Genomic DNA, 16,645 nt, shown 5'->3' with positions numbered 1-16,645 from the left:
CGCCATATTAACGAGAGGGCCTGCACGATGGCCGGGATTCGGGTGACACGGGGTGATCGAGGGCGGAGGCAGGCGGCAATGTTGATCCTCATGGGGGTGTTCAATGGGGCACGCCATCTACAAGCTCAGCTGGACAGCCTTTGCGAGTGCGGTTTGGGGGCGTGGGAGCTTCGGATCAGCGACGACGGTTCCTCTGACGATAGCTTGAAGATTGTCGAACGTTTCGCGGCCGCCCGGGCGCAGGGCCCCCGCCGCGTGCAGGTTTCCGACGGTCCGCGCCGCGGGTTTGCGGCAAACTACATGAAATTGATCGCAGATTTGCCGGACCTCACCGGCCACGTTGCCCTTGCGGACCAGGATGACATCTGGCTGCCCGACCGGCTGGCAGCCGCAGACAGGTTGCTGAAACGGGTACCGGGTACCGTTCCTGCCTTCACCTGCGCCCGCCGGCTGGACTGGAACCCGGAAACCGGTCGCATGGTCCCGACACGCCCCCTGCGTCGCCGCCCGACTTTCGCCAATGCCCTGGTGGAGAACGTGGCCTACGGCAATACCATCGTCATGAACCCGGCGGCGGCCCGGATCGCCCGCGCCGCCGCGCAGCGGGCCAGGGGCATCTACGCTCATGACTGGTTCCTCTACCAGGTGCTGACCGGCGCCGGTGCCCTGTGCCTGCGTGAGGAGAAACCCGCTCTTTTGTACCGGCAACACGGGCAGAACGTGATCGGCGCTGCTTCCGGTGCGGGCGCCTGGGCACAGCGCAAGTGGCAGGTTCTGCAGGGGCTCTATGCCCTGCGGATCGGTGCGCAGCTTCAGGCGCTTACCCGGTGCGAGGATATGTTGCTTCCGGAAAACCGTGCCATTTTGAAGCATTTCATCGCCGCGCGGGAGGCTCGGCTGCTGCGGCGGCTGAAGAAACTGCGCCATGCGGGTGTCTATCGCCAGCGGGCGTCGGGGGATCTCGGGTTCTGGGGGGCGGCGGTTCTTGGCAAGATTTGAGGAAGAGAGGGGGCAGAGCCCAAAGGTCATGCTGCTGGGCGGGGATGGCGGCCGCTCTGGCGTTCCACGGCACATCGAACATCTGCTGCGCGCCTGTTCGAGCCAGGCCCGCTTCATCGTCCTGTCGGATCGGGATCGCGGTGGCTATGGCTTCGTCGCGCGCAGTGACGCGCGTCACATCTGCCTGCCCGGTCTTACCTCACGCTTACGTCCCCTGCAGATCCTCATGGCGGCGCGGCGTCTTGGCCGATTGGTGGGGCGCGAACGGCCCGCTCTGATCTGGGCACATTCGCGCATGGCGATCCTGCTCCTCCAGCTTCTCATTCTTGCCGGCTGGCCTCGGGGGCAGGCGCCTTCGATCGCGGTCACCTACCACGGTCTTCCCTTTGGTCCGGGTCACCGGAAGCTGCTCTCCGTGATCACCCTCTGGGTCGAGCGGAGGGCACTGGCGCGCGGTCCTGCACGGTGCCTTGTCTTCCTGTCGGTGGAGGCGATGGCCCGTTTCCGGTCGGCGGTTGGCCATCGGCCCTGCGCAAGGCACGACATGGTCGTGCTGCCGAACAGTTCCGCGTTTGGCCCCGTGCCCCTGGCACAGGAGCAGACAACCGAACGCTTCGTTCTGATGACCGCGCGGGATGCGCGGCAAAAGAATCTCTCCCGGGCTCTCAGAATTTTCGCCGAACTTCCCGGCACCTATCGGCTTCTGCTGGCAGGGGCTGGCACCGACCGGCATGAGTTCCGACGGCGGGCACGGCGGATCCTTGGCGATCAGGCCCTGCGCCGCGTCGATTTCGCAGGAGAGATCGAAGACCTTGGGCCCTGGATGGCAAAAGCCGACTGCTACCTTCTGACGTCGCGCTACGAGGGGGAGCCGATTGGCGCGCTGGAGGCCTACGAAGCTGGCCTGCCGTTGCTGTTGCCAGACATCGCGGGGTGTCGCTCTCTCCTGGCGACGCATCCACATGCGTCTGCGCTGACCGATGCATCGCAGGGGCGGGACGGTGCGGTGGAGGACGCCTTGCGGCTGATCGCGCTGGCCGAAGCGCATGCGCGCCGACGCCGTCGCCAGCGGGAGGAGATAAACGCAAGCTGGGCAAGGCATCACGGGTTCTCGGCCTGGTCGGGGCGCATGTCGGCGCTCCTGGCGGACCTCCTTGGGCAGCGGGCCGTGGCCGAAAACATCCCCGCGGCAGTCCCCGAAGACCGGCCCCGAGTGCAGAACCCCGACCCCGTGATCCCTTTCCCGGCACGAGCAGAAAGGGGCACCTCTGACACGACACCGGAAAATCGTGCATGACGCGAGCCAAGTGGCGGCGTGCCCTGTGGCGATGCGCTTTTCATGATGCGCATGTCACGATGCGCGCGTGACGACGGTATGCGCTTACTTGGGCTGGAACCGCACGACCGGGAGGGAGACGGAAAACTGGGTTCCCTTGCCGACGACGGACGTTACCGAAAGCTCGTGATCGAGCAGGGTGCAGGCTCTTTCGACAATGGCAAGGCCCAGGCCCATCCCGTGTGACGGGCTGGCCGAATTGTCCAGCCGCTGGAATTCCCGAAAGACATCGCGCATTCGGTCCGCCGGAATGCCGGGCCCGGTATCGATCACCTGTACATGGATCTTGTTGCCCCGTCGCCGCGCGCCCATCAGCACGGTCCCCTTTTCGGTGTAGCGCACCGCATTCGTCAGAAGGTTCTGCAGGATCCTGCGCAGGTAGGTCGGGTCGCTGGCCACGATGGCGGAGGATGGAAGGACCCGCAGGCGCAGCCCCTTGTTGCGCGCTTCCGGGGTCAGTTCATCTGCCAGTTGCCGCATCAGCCGGGATAGGGTGACACTGCCGACGTGCACCTCTGTCCGCCCGGAATCGAGGCGGGAGATATCGACCAGCGCATCCATCAGGTGTTCGACGCTTTCCAGTGCCCGCCGTGCCTTGCCCAGGATCGGCGCCGCTTCCCCTGTGGCTTCGTCCTCCGCCGATGCGAGGAACAGCTTCGCGGCAGAGAGCGGCTGCAGAAGGTCATGACTGGCGGCGGCGACAAAGCGGGATTTGGTCGCATTGGCCAGTGCGGCTTCTTCCAGCGCGGCCTCCAGTTCCTCTGTTCGTTCGGACACCCGCGCTTCCAGCTCCTCGTTCAGCAGGCTGAGGGCCCGGACCGCGGATCTTTCGTTGCTGATGTCGGCGAAACTTATGACGAAGCCTCGGTCCGGCATCTCCTGCGCGGAGACCGAAAGGGTCACCTCTGCATCCCGGGTCAGTTCGAAGTTCAGGGGTGGCCGGCCGTCCTGCCTGCGCGTCCAGTCCCGTAGGGCGTCGCCGTCTATATCCTGCCGGAAGGTGAAACTGTCGGTCATCCAGTCGACCAGCTTTTCGGCGTGGATGCCCATGTAGAACATGCGCAGGGGGAAGGCGAGCATCTCCCCCACGCGGCGGTTCCAGCCGACAAGACGCGATTGGCGGTCGAAGATGCAGACACCCTGGTCCAGGTGTTCCAGCGTCGCGCGGATCAGCCGGGCCTGGTCGTCCAGCATGCGTTCGCGTTCCTGGCGTTCGATCCGCATGATGTCGGTGACATCGGTCTGCAGGATCACCACGCCACCGTCCGGGGTGCGATGTTCGCTGATCTGCACCCAACGGTTCCAGTTCAGTCGGACGTTCAGCAGGACGTTCTTGTCCTGATGTCGTGCAAGCCGCCGGCGCCGCCATTCTTCGCGCGTGTCACCGGGCGGCAGGGTCAGATGGGGGGAGCGGCTGACCTGGTCCACGTATTCGTCATAGGACAGCCCGGGAACAAGGGCCGCGCGCAGGTCGGGCATGTGCATGCCGAACCGGGAGTTGCACAGGATGAGTTCGTCATCGCGGCTGAACAGGGCAAATCCCCCCTGAACCGCCTCGATGGCATTGATCAGGTTGGCGCGGGCCGACTCCTTCTCCCGATAGGCGGCGGCCAGTCGTTCGTTCGAGGCATTCAGCAGATCAAGCGTCTGTTCCAGCTCGCTCGTGCGGTTCTGGATCTCCTGCTCCAGCAGGGCCGCTCTCTGAAACTGCGCCAGCGCGGCAGAGCTTTCGGGCGGTTGCTCCGACCGTTCGATCAGGGCTTCGGCAATCGCGACGAGCCGCATGATCTGCTGCGCCTCGGGGATGGAGCCGTCGATAAGGTCACTGACCGGCATCTTGTCCTCCGTCCGTCATATCGGGGGGGTAGATCGCCAGACCTGTCAGCGTGTTGTGCAGATAGAGGCTTCCCTGGACCTCTCCCCATGTGGTGATGCCGATCACGTTCCGGCGGGAGAGCGTCTGTGCAATGGCGGCCTGGTGTCCCGCGCTGATCGCGGCTGCCTGGCGGAGGTGGGAGTTGAAACCGATGATCACCTCCGGCGCGGCAGGCATTGACAGCTGGGCAAGCGATTGGTCCAGGTGCGATAGCATGTCCAGGCGCTCGGCCTTGCGAAGCACGGTGCCGGTGCTGATCGCGGCCTGAAACTGCAGCGCGCCGTCCGGGGTTTCCGCGTTGATCGACTGGACGCAGTGATCCTGACCCACGCGGGTCAGCAGGGGATGGGCCGCGAAATCGGTCGGGGTCGGGTCGGTCTCCTCCGAGGCGAGTATTCGGCGGTACTCCTGCGCGGCGGGCGCTCCATTCAGCGCCATCACCAGCCTGCGGGATGGATCGGCTTCGGTGACGATCATGCGTTGCGGCCCCGGGGTGAAATTGTCCAGTCGCAGGTCGGCAACCGGGCACTGGCTGCGAACCTGGACAAGCAACGCGGCGGCGGTCTGTGTTCCGTGACTTCCGAACAGGGTGTTTTCGGCATTGTCGTGCGGCAGGCACAGGGCGCCGCCTGCGATCACGGTGGTACCCAGGGCAGAGCTGATGCGGCCCGTCGTCGTCTCTTCCTGCAGCATCGCGGCATTCAGCAGCAGGATCGCAAACTCGTGGGGCCAGTCCGGAACCTCCCGCGCCAGCGACTTTCGCGTCGCCAGTAGCTTGCGGGCCAATGTCTTGGTCGAGCGGGTTTCCTCGGTGGTGAAGGAAACGACCCGGCTGCGGAAGTGCCGGCGCGGCAGGCCGATGCCAAGAAGCCTGCGGTCATCCTTGCGCATCTGGCCGATTTCGCTGCAGGCAAGGGATCCCAGGTAACGGGTCCCGCTGAAAGGTGCCAGCAGCTCTGGCGGCAGGTCTGCGTCTGCGGTTTCCGGCGTGACGAAAAACAGGGCGCAATCCAGTTCCGCGGGGGGCAGGGCGGCTGCGAGGGTGTCGGCCGCATGGGGATCATCGACCCGGACAAAGGCATGGGGCACCAGCGGTCGCGACGGCGGGGCCCCTCTTGAAAGCGCTTTTGCCAAGGGCCGTGACGACAGATCGTCCAGTGTCCGCTTCCTGACTTTCACGCTGCGTCAGCGCTCCTTCATCAAGACATGTCCAAAGCTCGCCTCGCTGGCGAGAAGCGCCGCCTGGGTCCGGCTCTGGACGCCCAGCTTGCGCATGATCGCGGTGACATGTGCCTTTACCGTGGTTTCCGCGATCGACAGTTCGAAGGCGATCTGCTTGTTCAGCTTGCCCGCCTTGATCAGGTCCAGGATCCGCGCCTGCTGGTTTGTCAGGGTCGACATGCGGGCAAGCGCCTCATCCCGTTCCAGGGATCCGCTGTCATCGAACCCGTCGCCGCCGGTCAGGCAGCCCTCGGGCACGAAGACCTCTCCGCGGCGCATGGTTGCGAAGGCGGTGCGAAAAACCTCCCGCTCGCTGTGCTTGGGGATGTAACCTGCGGCCCCGGCCTGCAATGCCGATGAAACCAGACGTTCTTCCGACATGGAAGACACGATGACCACCGGCGCCCCCGATTGATTGCGCATGCGGATCAGCCCGTCGAGCCCCGTCACATCCGGCAGATTGAGGTCAAGGACGACGATATCGGGTGAACCTTTCGCCTGAACGTTCTCAAGCGCATCCTGCAAGGTGGCGGCCTGTCGGACCTCGGCAATCCCTGCCACGCTTCGCAAGGTCAGTGTCAGCGCGTCGCAAAATAGGGGATGATCATCGACAACAAGCGCTGTCTCCATCCTGAAATGATCCATGGCGTGTCCCTCCGCCCTAATGACCAAAGCTTACATGAAAACGCCCCGTCGCGAAATGAAAGCCGTTCCTCGCGACGGGAACCCATACGCAACAGCGTGGGTCTCAGCGGATCGTCGATTGGCCAATACGACCTTGGTCGTAGATGGAGTGCCATTTCACTGGTCAGCGCCTGTTATTTCGGCGTCCGGAAGGTGAGCGGATTTCATGACGTCGCATTCAAACTGTATACCGATGCGTCCATCGTCTGGTTGTGGGCAGGAAGGGCCTGGCTGACACTCTCTGCCACGGTCAAAGCCTGGATCCAGCGAAAGGTTGACACGGCGCTCCGTCCCGCCAGAGTCTGCGGTAGCAGCACGGCTGGGCCATCGGGGCAATTTACCCGTGCCAATGAGGCCCGTGCCAACCAGGGAGGAGCGCGCCCATGTACAATTTCGAATTCGCCAAGCCTGCGACGCTGGAAGAGGCGCTCGCGCTTCTCGCCGATGAGGAGGCTCAGCCGCTTTCCGGTGGGCAGACCCTGATCCCCTCGATGAAGCAGCGCCTCAATGCGCCCTCCACGCTCGTCAGCCTGCTGGGGCTGGACGCGCTGAAAGGTGTCACTGTCGAGGCAGGACAGGTGACCATCGGAGCGGCGACCACCCATGCAATCGTGGCGGCAGAGACTGCCGAAGCCTTCCCCGCCCTGTCGGCGCTGGCCGGTGGAATCGGAGATCCCGCAGTGCGCAATCGCGGGACCATCGGTGGCAGCCTCGCCAACAACGACCCCGCGGCCTGCTACCCCGCGGCCGCCCTGGCCTGTGGCGCAACGATCATCACCAACGGGAGGGAGATCCCGGCCGCCGAATTCTTCGAAGGCATGTTCGCGACCGCTCTGGAAGAAGGCGAAGTCATTACCGCAGTGCGTTTCCCGATCCCCGAAGCGGCCGCATACATCAAGTTCGAACAGCCCGCGTCCCGCTTCGCACTGGCTGGGGTCTTCGTCGCGAAGTATCCCGCCGAGGCGCGGGTGGCGGTGACCGGCGTGTCGGAAGACGGTGTTTTCCTGTGGGAAGAGGCCGGATCTGCCCTGTCGGAGGCGTTCTCCGTCGCCGCGCTCTCTGGCCTGTCGCTGGATCCGGAGGGCGTCATGTCGGATCTGCACGCCGGGGCAGACTACCGTGCGCATCTGGTCGGTGTTCTGGCGGGGCGGGCGGTCAAGGCGGCCCTGTCCTAGGGGCTGTCCTAAGGGCTACTTCGGCTCTGACAGCCAGTCCGGCCCGAAGGTCACCCTGTCCAGTGCGGCAAAGCGAGCGATCCGGTCCAGTTCCGCCTCCAGCAGGCTGATCCGTCCCTTTCCGAACCGCACACCGCGTTCGGGCCAAAGGCGCGTGACCTGCAGGGTCCCGCTGTCCCGCTCCGCTTTCATGTCGATCCGGCCAACCAGGGCCTCCCCCTCCAGCAGGGGGAAGACATAGTACCCGTAGATGCGCTTCGGGGCGGGGACGAAGATCTCGATCCGGTAGTGAAATCCAAACAGCCGTTCAGCCCGCTTGCGATCGCGAAGTGCGGGGTCGAAGGGGCTAAGGACCCGCAGGCGCCGGGGCGCGGGCGCAAGGTCGGTGGCCTCCTGCGTCAGTCCCGGCCGGGCAATGCTGCGTCGAAGGGCGCCATTCGCCCCGGTGACCTGGATCTCTTCAACCCGCCCGGCCTTCAGCTCTGCCCGGACCCAATGCGCTGCCTCTGCGGGCGTGGCGATATCCCAGAACGCGGCCAACTCTCCGCTCGTCGCAAAACCTAGCCGGTCAAGCGCGCCATTCATCAGCCAGGTCAGTGTCTCTTCCGGGGCCGGGCATGCGGGCTGCCCCAGGACGCGGTGGGAAAGGTCATAGTACTTCCGGAATCCCTGCCTGCGGGAAATCGCCAGCTCTCCACTGCGCCACAGGTATTCCAGCGCTGCCTTTGATGGATGCCAGTCCCACCAGCCTGTCGATTTTTCTGCCTCCGCGGACTTGAGGTCTGCGGAACAGACTTCCCCATGGGCTTCCACATGGTCGCGTACCTGTCTGAGTTCGGACAGGAAGGCATCGCCCTGCCAGCGTGGCCAGCCTGCGCGCAAACGCTTTGCGTCGCGGGCGAAACGCAATTGCCAGTGCGGCAGGTATTCGGTCGGGATGACCGATGCGTCATGGGTCCAGTGTTCGAAGAGGCTGCGGTCACGTTCCAGCAGGCGGGACAGATTCGCGGGACGATAGGCCGGGCGCCTGGCGCGAAGGATCATGTCATGCGCGCGGCCGAGCGTGTTGATGGAGTCGACCTGGACGAAACCGATCCTGCGGATCAGACCCAACAGGTCCGCCCCCGTCGCCGTCCCTTTCGGCATGTCGCCAAGCGCATGCCGGTGCAGGAAGATCCGCCGTGCGGCCTGGTTCGTCAGGATGGGGAGGGGCATCAGCCCATCCGCAGCGTATCGCCGAAGTTGATTTTCGGGCTGAGCTCCACCTTCCCGGCAGGCGGGGAGTCGGGGGCTTCGACCCTATCCAGGATGATCTCCGCTGCGCGGCGCCCAATCTCCTCCCGGCAGGAGTCCATCGTGGCCAGCTTTTTCGGCAGCCCTTTCAGCAACTCGACATCGTTGAAGCCGGCCAGGCCGATGCGGCCGGGAATGTCGTAGCCCTGTTCCATCATCCAAAGAAGGCCACCGGCCCCGACGATGTCATTGGAATAATAGAGACAATCCAGATCCGGGCGGCGCGCCAGCATGGCTTCGGTCATCTCGCGCCCTTTGCCGAGGCCGGAGCCCTGGGAATAGAATTCGGTATCCGAGATTTCGATCCCGGTCTTGGCCAGCGCTTCGGTGAAGCCTTCGAACCGTTTGCGTGCGCGGTGGTCCGCGCCCAGCTTGGTGCCCAGGAACCCGATCTTGCGATAGCCTGCGCGCAGGATCGCGCGGCCCATTTCGCGCCCTGCGCGACGGTGGGAAATGCCGACCGCACTGTCGATCGGGGTGCCGTCGGTATCCATGATCTCGACCACCGGGATGCCCGAAGCCTTCAGCATGGCCCGAGAGGGGTCGGAATGTTCCAGCCCTGCGATGATCACGCCGGACGGACGCCAGGACAGCATCTCGTAAAGGACCTTCTCTTCTTTCTCCGGCTGGTAATCGGTGACGCCGACCACCGGCTGAAGCGGAGAGGTTTCCAGCACCTTGGAAATCCCGGTCATCACTTCGGGGAAGACCATGTTGGACATTGAGGGAATGATCACCGCGACAAGATTGACCCGCTGACTGGCAAGCGCGCCGGCGATCTTGTTGGGCACGTAGCCCATCCGTTTTGCGGCCAGCAGCACCTTTTGCCGCGTCGCTTCGGATACATCGCCCCGGTTCCTCAGCACCCGGCTGACCGTCATTTCCGAAACGCCGGACGCCTCGGATACATCGCGAAGGGTCAGCGGGCGGTTCGTTGGTCTGGTCACGGGCGGGATCCTGTCTCTCGTGCCGGGTAGCCGTCAGGGTCCCGACCTTGGTGGGTCGAGACTATCCCGGGCTCGTGCCACTCATCAAGAAGACAATCTATTTGGGAATTTCCGGCTATTTGGGAATTTCCGGGCCACTTCGAAACTTCCGCGCTATTCGGGATCTTCCGGGGCGGGAAACGTCCAAGGCCCGAAAATTGCCGCCTGTTTGCCGCTCCGTTGAACGGCCTCCTCACTTTGGCGAGGGTCGCCCCCTCCGAAAGGCATCCTCGCATGCCGCATGCGGGATCAGAATTCTGCCCATTCGTCGTCGCTGTGGGCCGAGGGCGCCGGCGCGTTGGCGACAGCGCGCACCTGGGCGACCGGCTGTACCGGCTCCTGAATGGCGCGTCGCACTTGCCGGTCGTCGACGCGGAAGCTCGCCGCGATCTGGTTCAGCTTCGCCGCTTCCCCGACCATCAGCTTGCCGGTGCCATGCACGGAGGAGGCGACCGCCGCGTTCTTCTGAGTGACCTGATCCAGCTGGTCGACCGCGGTATTGATTTCTTCCAGGCCGACTGACTGTTCGCGGGCCGCCGCCGCGATGGAGGAGACGGAGGCGGAAACCTTGTCGAATTCACCGATGAGCGCTTCGAAGCTGTTGCCGGCCCGTTCGACCATTTCCACGCCGCCGGTGACATTCTCCGCGGCTTCCTGGATCAGCAGGTTGATCTCCTTCGCGGCCTCGGAGCTGCGCTGCGCCAGGGCGCGCACCTCGGAGGCGACCACGGCAAATCCGCGCCCGGCTTCCCCGGCACGGGCGGCCTCGACCCCCGCGTTCAGGGCAAGCAGGTTTGTCTGGAAGGCGAGATCCTCGATCACCGAGGTAACCTGGGTGATCTTCTGGGACGACCCTGCGATCTTGTCCATGGCGACCATGGCCTGCGTCACCACCTGTCCGCTCTTCTGTGCACCTTCCTTGGCGCGGTTCATGATGTTGTCGGCCTCCCCCGCGCTGTCGGCGGTCGACCGGACCGAGGCGGACAGCTGGGTGATGGCTGCGGCTGTCTGCTCCAGGTTTGCGGCCTGTTCAATTGCGCGCTGGCTCAGGTCGTTGGAAGCATTTTCCACATCATGCGCGGAACCGTCGATCTCCCTGGAGGAGTTGACCAGCCCGGAAATCGACTCGTTCAGCTTCAGCATGGCCGCGTTGAACCCGTGGCGCAGCCCCTCGTAGTCCTGCGCGAACTCCTGCTGGATGACCGCCGTCAGGTTGCCTTCTGCCAGCTGCGCAATGGCGCCGGTCAGATGCTCGACCACGGCATGCTGCTCCTGGGCCTGTCGTTCCTGCCGTTTGCGCAGGTCAGCGGCCCCGGACAGCTTGCCTCTCAGGTTTTCGAGGTGGGTGGCAAGGTCGCCCACGTCGTCTCGGCGTTCCGTCATCGGGATTTCGGTTGCCAGATCGCCGTCTGCCACGCGGGCGATCGACTGGCCGATACGTTCGAATGGGCGGGAAATCGACTTGGCAATCAGCAGACCGATCAGCGTCAGGACCAGCATCAGCCCGCCAGCCTGCATCAGCAGCTGGTTGCGCAACTTCGTCACCGGTGCATGCAGTTCGTCCCTCGATTGCTCGACCAGAACCGCCCAGGTCGCATCATGGTAGGTCAGCAGGGCGCCCAGCATGTCGACTTCGGTTCCCCGCAGGCCGATCCCGCTGATGATCTCTTCCTGACCGCTGACCACGGTCTCACGCAGGCGGTCGTTTTCCGGCACCTGCTCCAGCATCCTGGGGCCATCCGCGAAGCGGGAATTGCTGCGCAGCACTCGGTCGGTGCCAACCAGATAGGCCTCCCCCGTTTCGCCAAGGCCCTGGGCATCGTTCATGAGGATGTTGATGCGCGAGGCGGGCAGGTTGAAGACCAGAACGCCCATCGGCTTGCCGTTCCGCCCCATTACCGCCCGTGCGACGAAACTGGCGGGATCGCCGTTGGCGGGGGCATAGGCGGCGAAATCGCTGAAACCGGTCCCCTCGCCATCACCGCTCATCGCTTCGCGGAAAGCGGCGGCAAGTCCCGCGTCGCTATAGGGGCCGGTCTCGATGTTGGTTGCGAAATCGCTTTCCTTGTTGACCGAGTAGATGACGTTCCCCTCCTGGTCGATCAGGTAGAGGTCCTGCAGGCCGCGGGCCTGCGCGAACTCCCGCAGGTAGGGGTGGTATTTCGCATGGACGAGGTCGTACTGACGCCCATCCGGGGCCTCGTTCAGGTTCTGCCGGCTGCCTCTCTCGAAGGGGCTGTCATGGATGTAGGATTTCTGCAGTTGGAAGGTCGGCCCGTTCAGCATGGCCGACCAGGCCAACATGAAGGAGTTCATCGAGGCATTGACCGTCGGGTTGTGCGACATCGCCACCAGAAGGCTCTCGGTCTCCTGCAGCAGCCTTTCGACCTGGCGCGCCCGGCTGTGCGCCGCGATCAGGAAGGTCTGTTCCAGCTGCTCTTCGACGATCCGACGGGAATCGCGGTAGGCGGTGAAGGTCAGCACGCTGGCGACGATAAGGCCGAAGACCGTCAGGATCAGGGGCAGCTTCAGCGAAAGTCGAAGGTTCCCCAGGATCGAGAAGGAAGGCCCTTTTGCGGGGCTTCCAGGGCCGAAGCGGTCAAATGCGGTCATGTCGTCAACCTCTGTGATCTCGGTTGTCCGTCAAGCGAGCAGGCAGAGACAGGTCGTGTCCGACAGGCCCGGCTTCGGGAAATCGACAGAAGCTATGGCATCGCGACTTTAAGGACAGCTTAAGCCCGCTCTGCATCTTTCGAGTTGTCCTCGTTTTCTATCGGCAGCCGCGGCATCGGCGCGCGAATCGGGTCATGACAACCCCGCCGCAAGCGGCTAAGAGGGGCTTGGCGGCCCCGTGGCTCAACTGGATAGAGCAGCCCCCTCCTAAGGGGCAGGTTACAGGTTCGAATCCTGTCGGGGTCACCACTTTTCATCTTTATATCAAACACTTGCGCGCCTTGGATGCGCGCATCCTGCAGCTTCTTGCAGGATTTTCCGGCGGTTTTCGGCCCTGGATCGGGAGCATCCCGTACAAAAACGGTACAATCGGACCGGGCTGGCTCTGATTCAGCTGGGAGATGGGCAAAGAAAAACCTCGGTCCGGCGGCAACCGAAACCGAGGCAAATTCAAAAGCAGGCACGAAAGTCTGCTTCCCCAAGTATAGCGCATCGAGCCGCCCTGTCACAACGAAAATCCTGCGGGCCGACTGTCCCGATGGGAGGTTCGCATGACGCATGTGTTGACGCACCGCGGTCTGCCGGACGGGATGACCCGCTGGGACCTCTACGGCCTCCTGCTCAAGGCGGCGAAGCACTTCGGCCTGACCGATACGATGCTGAAGTACCTGCGCTTTGCGATCTCCCGAACACAGGATCAGGATTATGCCGCAGGCAGGATCTGCGCCTTGTGGCCCTCGGTCTCGGAAACCGCATCGCAGCTGGAGGCGGACCCGCGCCAGATTGCCCGGGCCGAGGCGCGCTTGGCGGAGCTGGGCTTCATCGTGAAATCCAGCGCAGCACGGTGCCGCCGATACGGCGTCAGGTCGGAAAACGTCATCCGCTACGCTTTCGGCATCAACCTCGCCCCGCTCGTGGATCGGGCCCGCGAGATCGAGGCCGCCGCGCGGAAGGTTTGCTTCGAGAAGGAAGAGGCCAAGCGCCTGCGCCTTCATATCCCCAAGCTGTTGGAGCGGGTCCGAACCTCCGGAGACGCTTCCGCCGAAGAGGCCGCGGAGGTGATCCTGCCATCTCGCCGCCCCTCCCGCATCTGGCGCTATGCGCGGCTGAAGGAGATCGCCGACGCGCTGGAGGCGTTGATCGAGACGTTCACCGACGCGTCTGTGGCAGTGGAAATGTCCGACCGGTGCGACGCGGATGTCGCACCCAGGGAAGGTAGAAAAACAAACTCAAAAAGAAGTAGCAGCGGGCAGCCCGAACCCCGGCTGACCCCGGCGCAGTTCTGCATTCTCGCAAGCCCAGGCTTCGAAGATGCGGTTCGACAGTACGCGCCCCCCGGTGCGCCGCCGGATTGGCGCACGATCCCCGCCGCGGCAAAGGATTGGGCGCAGGTACGGGGCATCCCGGTTGGTCTCTGGCAGCGGCAGGTCGACTGCCTCGGTCCGGAGAAGGCGGCCATCTGTCTTCTCGTCGCAGATCGAAATGCAGAGCGGGTCGGCAGTGTGCATCAGGTCGATGACCTTCGCCGCGCGTTCCTGGGCCTGGCGCGCAACACCGCTGCGCGTGGTTCCGCACTTCACGGTTTGGTCGGAGAGCTCCAAGGCTTGCGGCGTCAATTGCACGCCGGCGGTAAGACGTCCGACGCCTCCGGTCAGGCGCCGCGGAGTGGTGGTGAGATCGCCTTCCACACAGCAGGCGAGCCACCGCTTCGCAGCCGCCAGCGGCGGCTCCCGGAGGGAACTGGGGGCGTTTCCGGATGGGCTGGGGAGGGAGTGATGGTCGCAGAGCGTCGATCATTCCCAGCCCTTGGCCAGAGGTGAAAGCCGTTATGAAGAGCATCTCCTGCCGTAGGCTACTTTGGGCTAACGTAGACTACTCCTGCGCGGCGTGCCGGAAGCAAGGTTACGCTTTTGGCTACGCCAACGCACCTTGCGAGGGAAGGGATACCCTTCCCCTCGACCCCAACCCCGCTATCGAAAAAAAGGGGAGGCGCATGAGACAGAGAACGACGGATTCGATGTGCTCGCTGCATGTACGCTGCTCGGAGGGGGATCGTGCGCGATGGAAGGCGAAGGCGGCGGCGCACCAATTGCCGCTGTCGGATTACCTCCGCCAGGCTCTGGATGGCGCGCCTTCCGGTCGCCGTCGCGCGCCTCCGCCGGTCGATCATCAGCTGCTGGTCCAGGTCGCACGGGCGGGGAACAACCTGAACCAGATCGCCCGCGCGCTGAATGCGGCGAACCGGATCGGGCAGCCGGTCGACAGGCTGCATCTGCTGGCGCAGCTGGTTGCCATCGACCGCACCCTGCGCGCGGTTCTGGGGGAGCATCGGCGATGATCATCCGCTTTTTCGCGCACGGGGATGGGGACGGTGGTTCGGCAGTCGGGTATCTGATCGCCGCCGAGGTGAACGCTTTCGACGCGGATCGGCGCCCGCTGCCGGGGCAGCGTGTTCGCCGCGCCGTCTTGCCCGAGGTGCTTGGGGGAGAGCCGGAGCGCACCCGTCAGCTGATCGACTCCAGTCCGCGAAAATGGCGCTATACCTCTGGTGTCATCGCCTTTGCCGCCTCCGATGTGCCAAGTGATACCGAGCAGGCCGAGGTGCGGGCCGGCTTCGAGGAGGCCGCCTTCGCGGGGCTCGAAGAGGATCAGCGGGACATTCTCTGGGTGCGCCGCACGCACGCGGGGAATGTGGAGCTGCACTTCCTCATCCCCAGGACGGAGCTGCATCAGGGGCGCGCCTTCAACCCGGCGCCTCCGGGCTCCGAGCGCTACTTCAATGCATTCCGGGACTACTGGAACGCACGAAAGGGTTGGGCCGACCCGAGGGATCCCGCACGCCGCAGGGACCTGCGTCCCGTGATCGAGAAGGGCGAACGGGCAGAGGTGAAGGCGGTGATCAAGTCCTTCGTGCTCGATGAGATCAAGGCGGGGACGATCCGTTCGCACCATGACGTTCTGACAGCCCTGGCCGGGCTTGGGCGGTACGGGTTGGAGATCAAGCCGCAGAGCGACCGTCAGAGGGAGCGACGGGAAAGGCAGCTCGCTGCCGGCAAGGTGTCGCGCCCTGCAACGAGGATCACCCTGCGCAGGGTCGGGGCCAAAGACAGCCGCGAGGTCTATCGTTTCGAGGACCGGATCTTTCACGAGGACTGGACCGCCGAGGAATATTTCGGGACAGGGGCGCATGCCGACGGATCTGCTCCGGCAGGTGGTGCCTCCAGGAGTCGCGAAGAGGTGGCTGCGCTGCGCCAGAATCTGTCTTCGGTCATCGAACGGCGAGCTGTCTCGAACCGAGAGCGGTACGGACGGCGCATCCGCGACATGGAGGAGACTGTGGAGGTGCCGGGCCCTGATAAGGCCGGGGACACTGCATCGCGGGGTCTTCAGACTTCGCCCCGGATGGATCAATCCGAAGGCGACCTTCTGCACTCGCCGGAAGGGGAGGGGGAAGGGATCGTCGACGCCCCTGAGCCCGGTGCCGCGTCCAATTCTTCGGAGCCCCCGGCCAGCGCCGCTCCTTTCGCGCAGAAGCGTAGCGCCGTCGAGAGCGTGGGCGTTGCCAGCGCCCGCATACCCATCCAGTTGGAGGCCCTGATCAATGAACAGCCTGACCCCTTTGGAGCAAGAATTGCTGAAGTACGTCGAGGAGTTGGTGGGCATATCGAAGGACGCAGAAGCCGTCTCGACCGACTTGGAACGCTCGCTCGCCTCTGTGGCCGAAGATCTGCAGCACTTCGGGAGCGCTTTGCCGATCTCCTTGGACGAGCGATTGAGCAAGCTGGAGCAGGAGCTGCTGCTCTTGCGGGCCGAGTTCAGGGGGCTGTCCCGGAGACCATGAGCCGATCGGGCTCCGACCGCCCCCGACGCGGGAAGGGCTTGTCGCTTTGATGGGGGAAGCACAATTCTAGGTGCTTAGGTGCTTAGGTGCTTAGGTGCTTAGGTGCTTAGGTGCTTAGGTGCTTAGGTGCTTAGGTGCTTAGGTGCTTAGGTGCTTAGGTGCTTAGGTGCTCAGCCATGACCCAGCATCCGAGTGATTAACTCGGGATCGATGGAGGGGCGGACGAGGTGGCTGTAGAATGGGCGCAGCGCATCCCGAAAGCTGTCACCGTCAAAGAACAGATCGATCTCTCACTGCATGTGATTGGCTGGGGCGTGCCGCTCCAGATCGAAGTCGTAAAACAGCTGCGCCGGTGCTTCCTGCCTGCCCATCATCGCGAAATCCGCCCATCCCCTCAAAGTTGAGTGAAACGAAAGACTTGCCGCTCCGCAACAAAGACAGTTTTCAACTGCATGGGCGGGAACCGAGCGTTCGCTGCGCGGCTCATCAATTACAGCGATGCGCTGACAGGATGTAGCAGTCCTTAACCGTATACGCGATAGGTCTGGTGCCAGCCCGCGC

12 protein-coding genes, 1 tRNA gene and 1 pseudogene are annotated in these 16,645 nt (G+C 64.1%); 7 read left to right on the top strand and 7 right to left on the bottom strand.

Going from position 1 to position 16,645, the window contains the following annotated elements:
• The first annotated feature begins 27 nt into the window (after positions 1-27).
• Together AC2IR1_RS21935 and AC2IR1_RS21930 are read left to right on the top strand one after the other, a co-directional pair.
• On the top strand, positions 28-999 hold the full coding sequence (locus tag AC2IR1_RS21935) for a glycosyltransferase (RefSeq protein ID WP_486474098.1): 972 nt from the start codon (positions 28-30) through the stop codon (positions 997-999).
• Positions 986-2,296: a glycosyltransferase family 4 protein gene (locus tag AC2IR1_RS21930; RefSeq protein WP_486474097.1), complete on the top strand. Its 1,311-nt coding sequence runs from the start codon at positions 986-988 to the stop codon at positions 2,294-2,296. Before AC2IR1_RS21935 ends, AC2IR1_RS21930 begins: the two co-directional genes overlap by 14 nt.
• 84 nt (positions 2,297-2,380) lie before the next feature.
• Here AC2IR1_RS21930 and AC2IR1_RS21925 read toward each other — a convergent pair whose 3' ends face one another.
• The 3 genes from AC2IR1_RS21925 to AC2IR1_RS21915 all read right to left on the bottom strand — a co-directional run bounded on the left by AC2IR1_RS21925 (position 2,381) and on the right by AC2IR1_RS21915 (position 6,077).
• Entirely contained in the window at positions 2,381-4,171 is a 1,791-nt protein-coding gene (locus AC2IR1_RS21925; RefSeq protein ID WP_486474096.1) for a sensor histidine kinase, read from the bottom strand.
• Positions 4,158-5,300, bottom strand: coding sequence for an FIST signal transduction protein (locus AC2IR1_RS21920; RefSeq protein ID WP_486474095.1), 1,143 nt, complete (start codon positions 5,298-5,300; stop codon positions 4,158-4,160). Before AC2IR1_RS21920 ends, AC2IR1_RS21925 begins: the two co-directional genes overlap by 14 nt.
• Before the next feature lie 96 nt (positions 5,301-5,396).
• Positions 5,397-6,077 (bottom strand): response regulator, encoded by a 681-nt coding sequence (locus tag AC2IR1_RS21915; RefSeq protein WP_486474094.1) that lies wholly within the window; start codon positions 6,075-6,077, stop codon positions 5,397-5,399.
• A gap of 422 nt (positions 6,078-6,499) precedes the next feature.
• On the opposite strand from AC2IR1_RS21915, the gene AC2IR1_RS21910 reads away from it, so the two are divergent.
• Positions 6,500-7,291, top strand: coding sequence for an FAD binding domain-containing protein (locus AC2IR1_RS21910; RefSeq protein ID WP_486474093.1), 792 nt, complete (start codon positions 6,500-6,502; stop codon positions 7,289-7,291).
• Between the two features lie 15 nt (positions 7,292-7,306).
• Here AC2IR1_RS21910 and AC2IR1_RS21905 read toward each other — a convergent pair whose 3' ends face one another.
• The 3 genes from AC2IR1_RS21905 to AC2IR1_RS21895 form a co-directional block, all read right to left on the bottom strand.
• Positions 7,307-8,506: a winged helix-turn-helix domain-containing protein gene (locus AC2IR1_RS21905; protein ID WP_486474092.1), complete on the bottom strand. Its 1,200-nt coding sequence runs from the start codon at positions 8,504-8,506 to the stop codon at positions 7,307-7,309.
• Entirely contained in the window at positions 8,506-9,531 is a 1,026-nt protein-coding gene (locus tag AC2IR1_RS21900; RefSeq protein ID WP_486474091.1) for a LacI family DNA-binding transcriptional regulator, read from the bottom strand. Before AC2IR1_RS21900 ends, AC2IR1_RS21905 begins: the two co-directional genes overlap by 1 nt.
• 288 nt (positions 9,532-9,819) lie before the next feature.
• A complete protein-coding gene (locus tag AC2IR1_RS21895) occupies positions 9,820-12,183 on the bottom strand; it encodes a methyl-accepting chemotaxis protein (protein ID WP_486474090.1) in 2,364 nt (787 codons plus the stop codon).
• Positions 12,184-12,415: 232 nt separating this feature from the next.
• Here AC2IR1_RS21895 and AC2IR1_RS21890 point away from each other — a divergent pair.
• The 4 genes from AC2IR1_RS21890 (at position 12,416) to AC2IR1_RS21875 (ending at position 16,134) form a co-directional block, all read left to right on the top strand.
• Positions 12,416-12,492 (top strand) — tRNA-Arg (locus AC2IR1_RS21890).
• Between the two features lie 302 nt (positions 12,493-12,794).
• Complete coding sequence (locus AC2IR1_RS21885) at positions 12,795-14,063, top strand: helix-turn-helix domain-containing protein (protein WP_486474089.1); 1,269 nt, start codon at positions 12,795-12,797, stop codon at positions 14,061-14,063.
• 173 nt (positions 14,064-14,236) lie between these two features.
• A complete protein-coding gene (locus AC2IR1_RS21880) occupies positions 14,237-14,581 on the top strand; it encodes a MobC family plasmid mobilization relaxosome protein (protein ID WP_486474088.1) in 345 nt (114 codons plus the stop codon).
• The gene (locus AC2IR1_RS21875) at positions 14,578-16,134 is read left to right on the top strand and encodes a relaxase family protein (RefSeq protein ID WP_486474087.1); all 1,557 of its coding nucleotides are present in this window, start codon (positions 14,578-14,580) and stop codon (positions 16,132-16,134) included. Before AC2IR1_RS21880 ends, AC2IR1_RS21875 begins: the two co-directional genes overlap by 4 nt.
• Positions 16,135-16,266: 132 nt before the next feature.
• On the opposite strand, the pseudogene AC2IR1_RS21870 reads toward AC2IR1_RS21875, so the two are convergent.
• Positions 16,267-16,458 (bottom strand): annotated as a pseudogene (locus AC2IR1_RS21870) (transposase); the annotation flags it as partial.
• Positions 16,459-16,645: the final 187 nt, after the last annotated feature.

The organism is Pseudooceanicola sp. NS-SX8, from assembly GCF_057380755.1.
The sequence above is the reverse complement of the archived record's forward strand: the minus strand, read 5'-3'. Positions and strand labels throughout refer to the sequence as shown.

Bases quoted from the DNA above. Each gene is read 5' to 3' on its own strand.
- AC2IR1_RS21895 (WP_486474090.1), bottom strand. From the start codon at position 12,183: ATGACCGCATTTGACCGCTTCGGCCCTGGAAGCCCCGCAAAAGGGCCT.
- AC2IR1_RS21925 (WP_486474096.1), bottom strand. From the start codon at position 4,171: ATGCCGGTCAGTGACCTTATCGACGGCTCCATCCCCGAGGCGCAGCAG.
- AC2IR1_RS21935 (WP_486474098.1), top strand. From the start codon at position 28: ATGGCCGGGATTCGGGTGACACGGGGTGATCGAGGGCGGAGGCAGGCG.
- AC2IR1_RS21875 (WP_486474087.1), top strand. From the start codon at position 14,578: ATGATCATCCGCTTTTTCGCGCACGGGGATGGGGACGGTGGTTCGGCA.
- AC2IR1_RS21915 (WP_486474094.1), bottom strand. From the start codon at position 6,077: ATGGATCATTTCAGGATGGAGACAGCGCTTGTTGTCGATGATCATCCC.
- AC2IR1_RS21910 (WP_486474093.1), top strand. From the start codon at position 6,500: ATGTACAATTTCGAATTCGCCAAGCCTGCGACGCTGGAAGAGGCGCTC.
- AC2IR1_RS21905 (WP_486474092.1), bottom strand. From the start codon at position 8,506: ATGCCCCTCCCCATCCTGACGAACCAGGCCGCACGGCGGATCTTCCTG.
- AC2IR1_RS21885 (WP_486474089.1), top strand. From the start codon at position 12,795: ATGACGCATGTGTTGACGCACCGCGGTCTGCCGGACGGGATGACCCGC.
- AC2IR1_RS21880 (WP_486474088.1), top strand. From the start codon at position 14,237: ATGAGACAGAGAACGACGGATTCGATGTGCTCGCTGCATGTACGCTGC.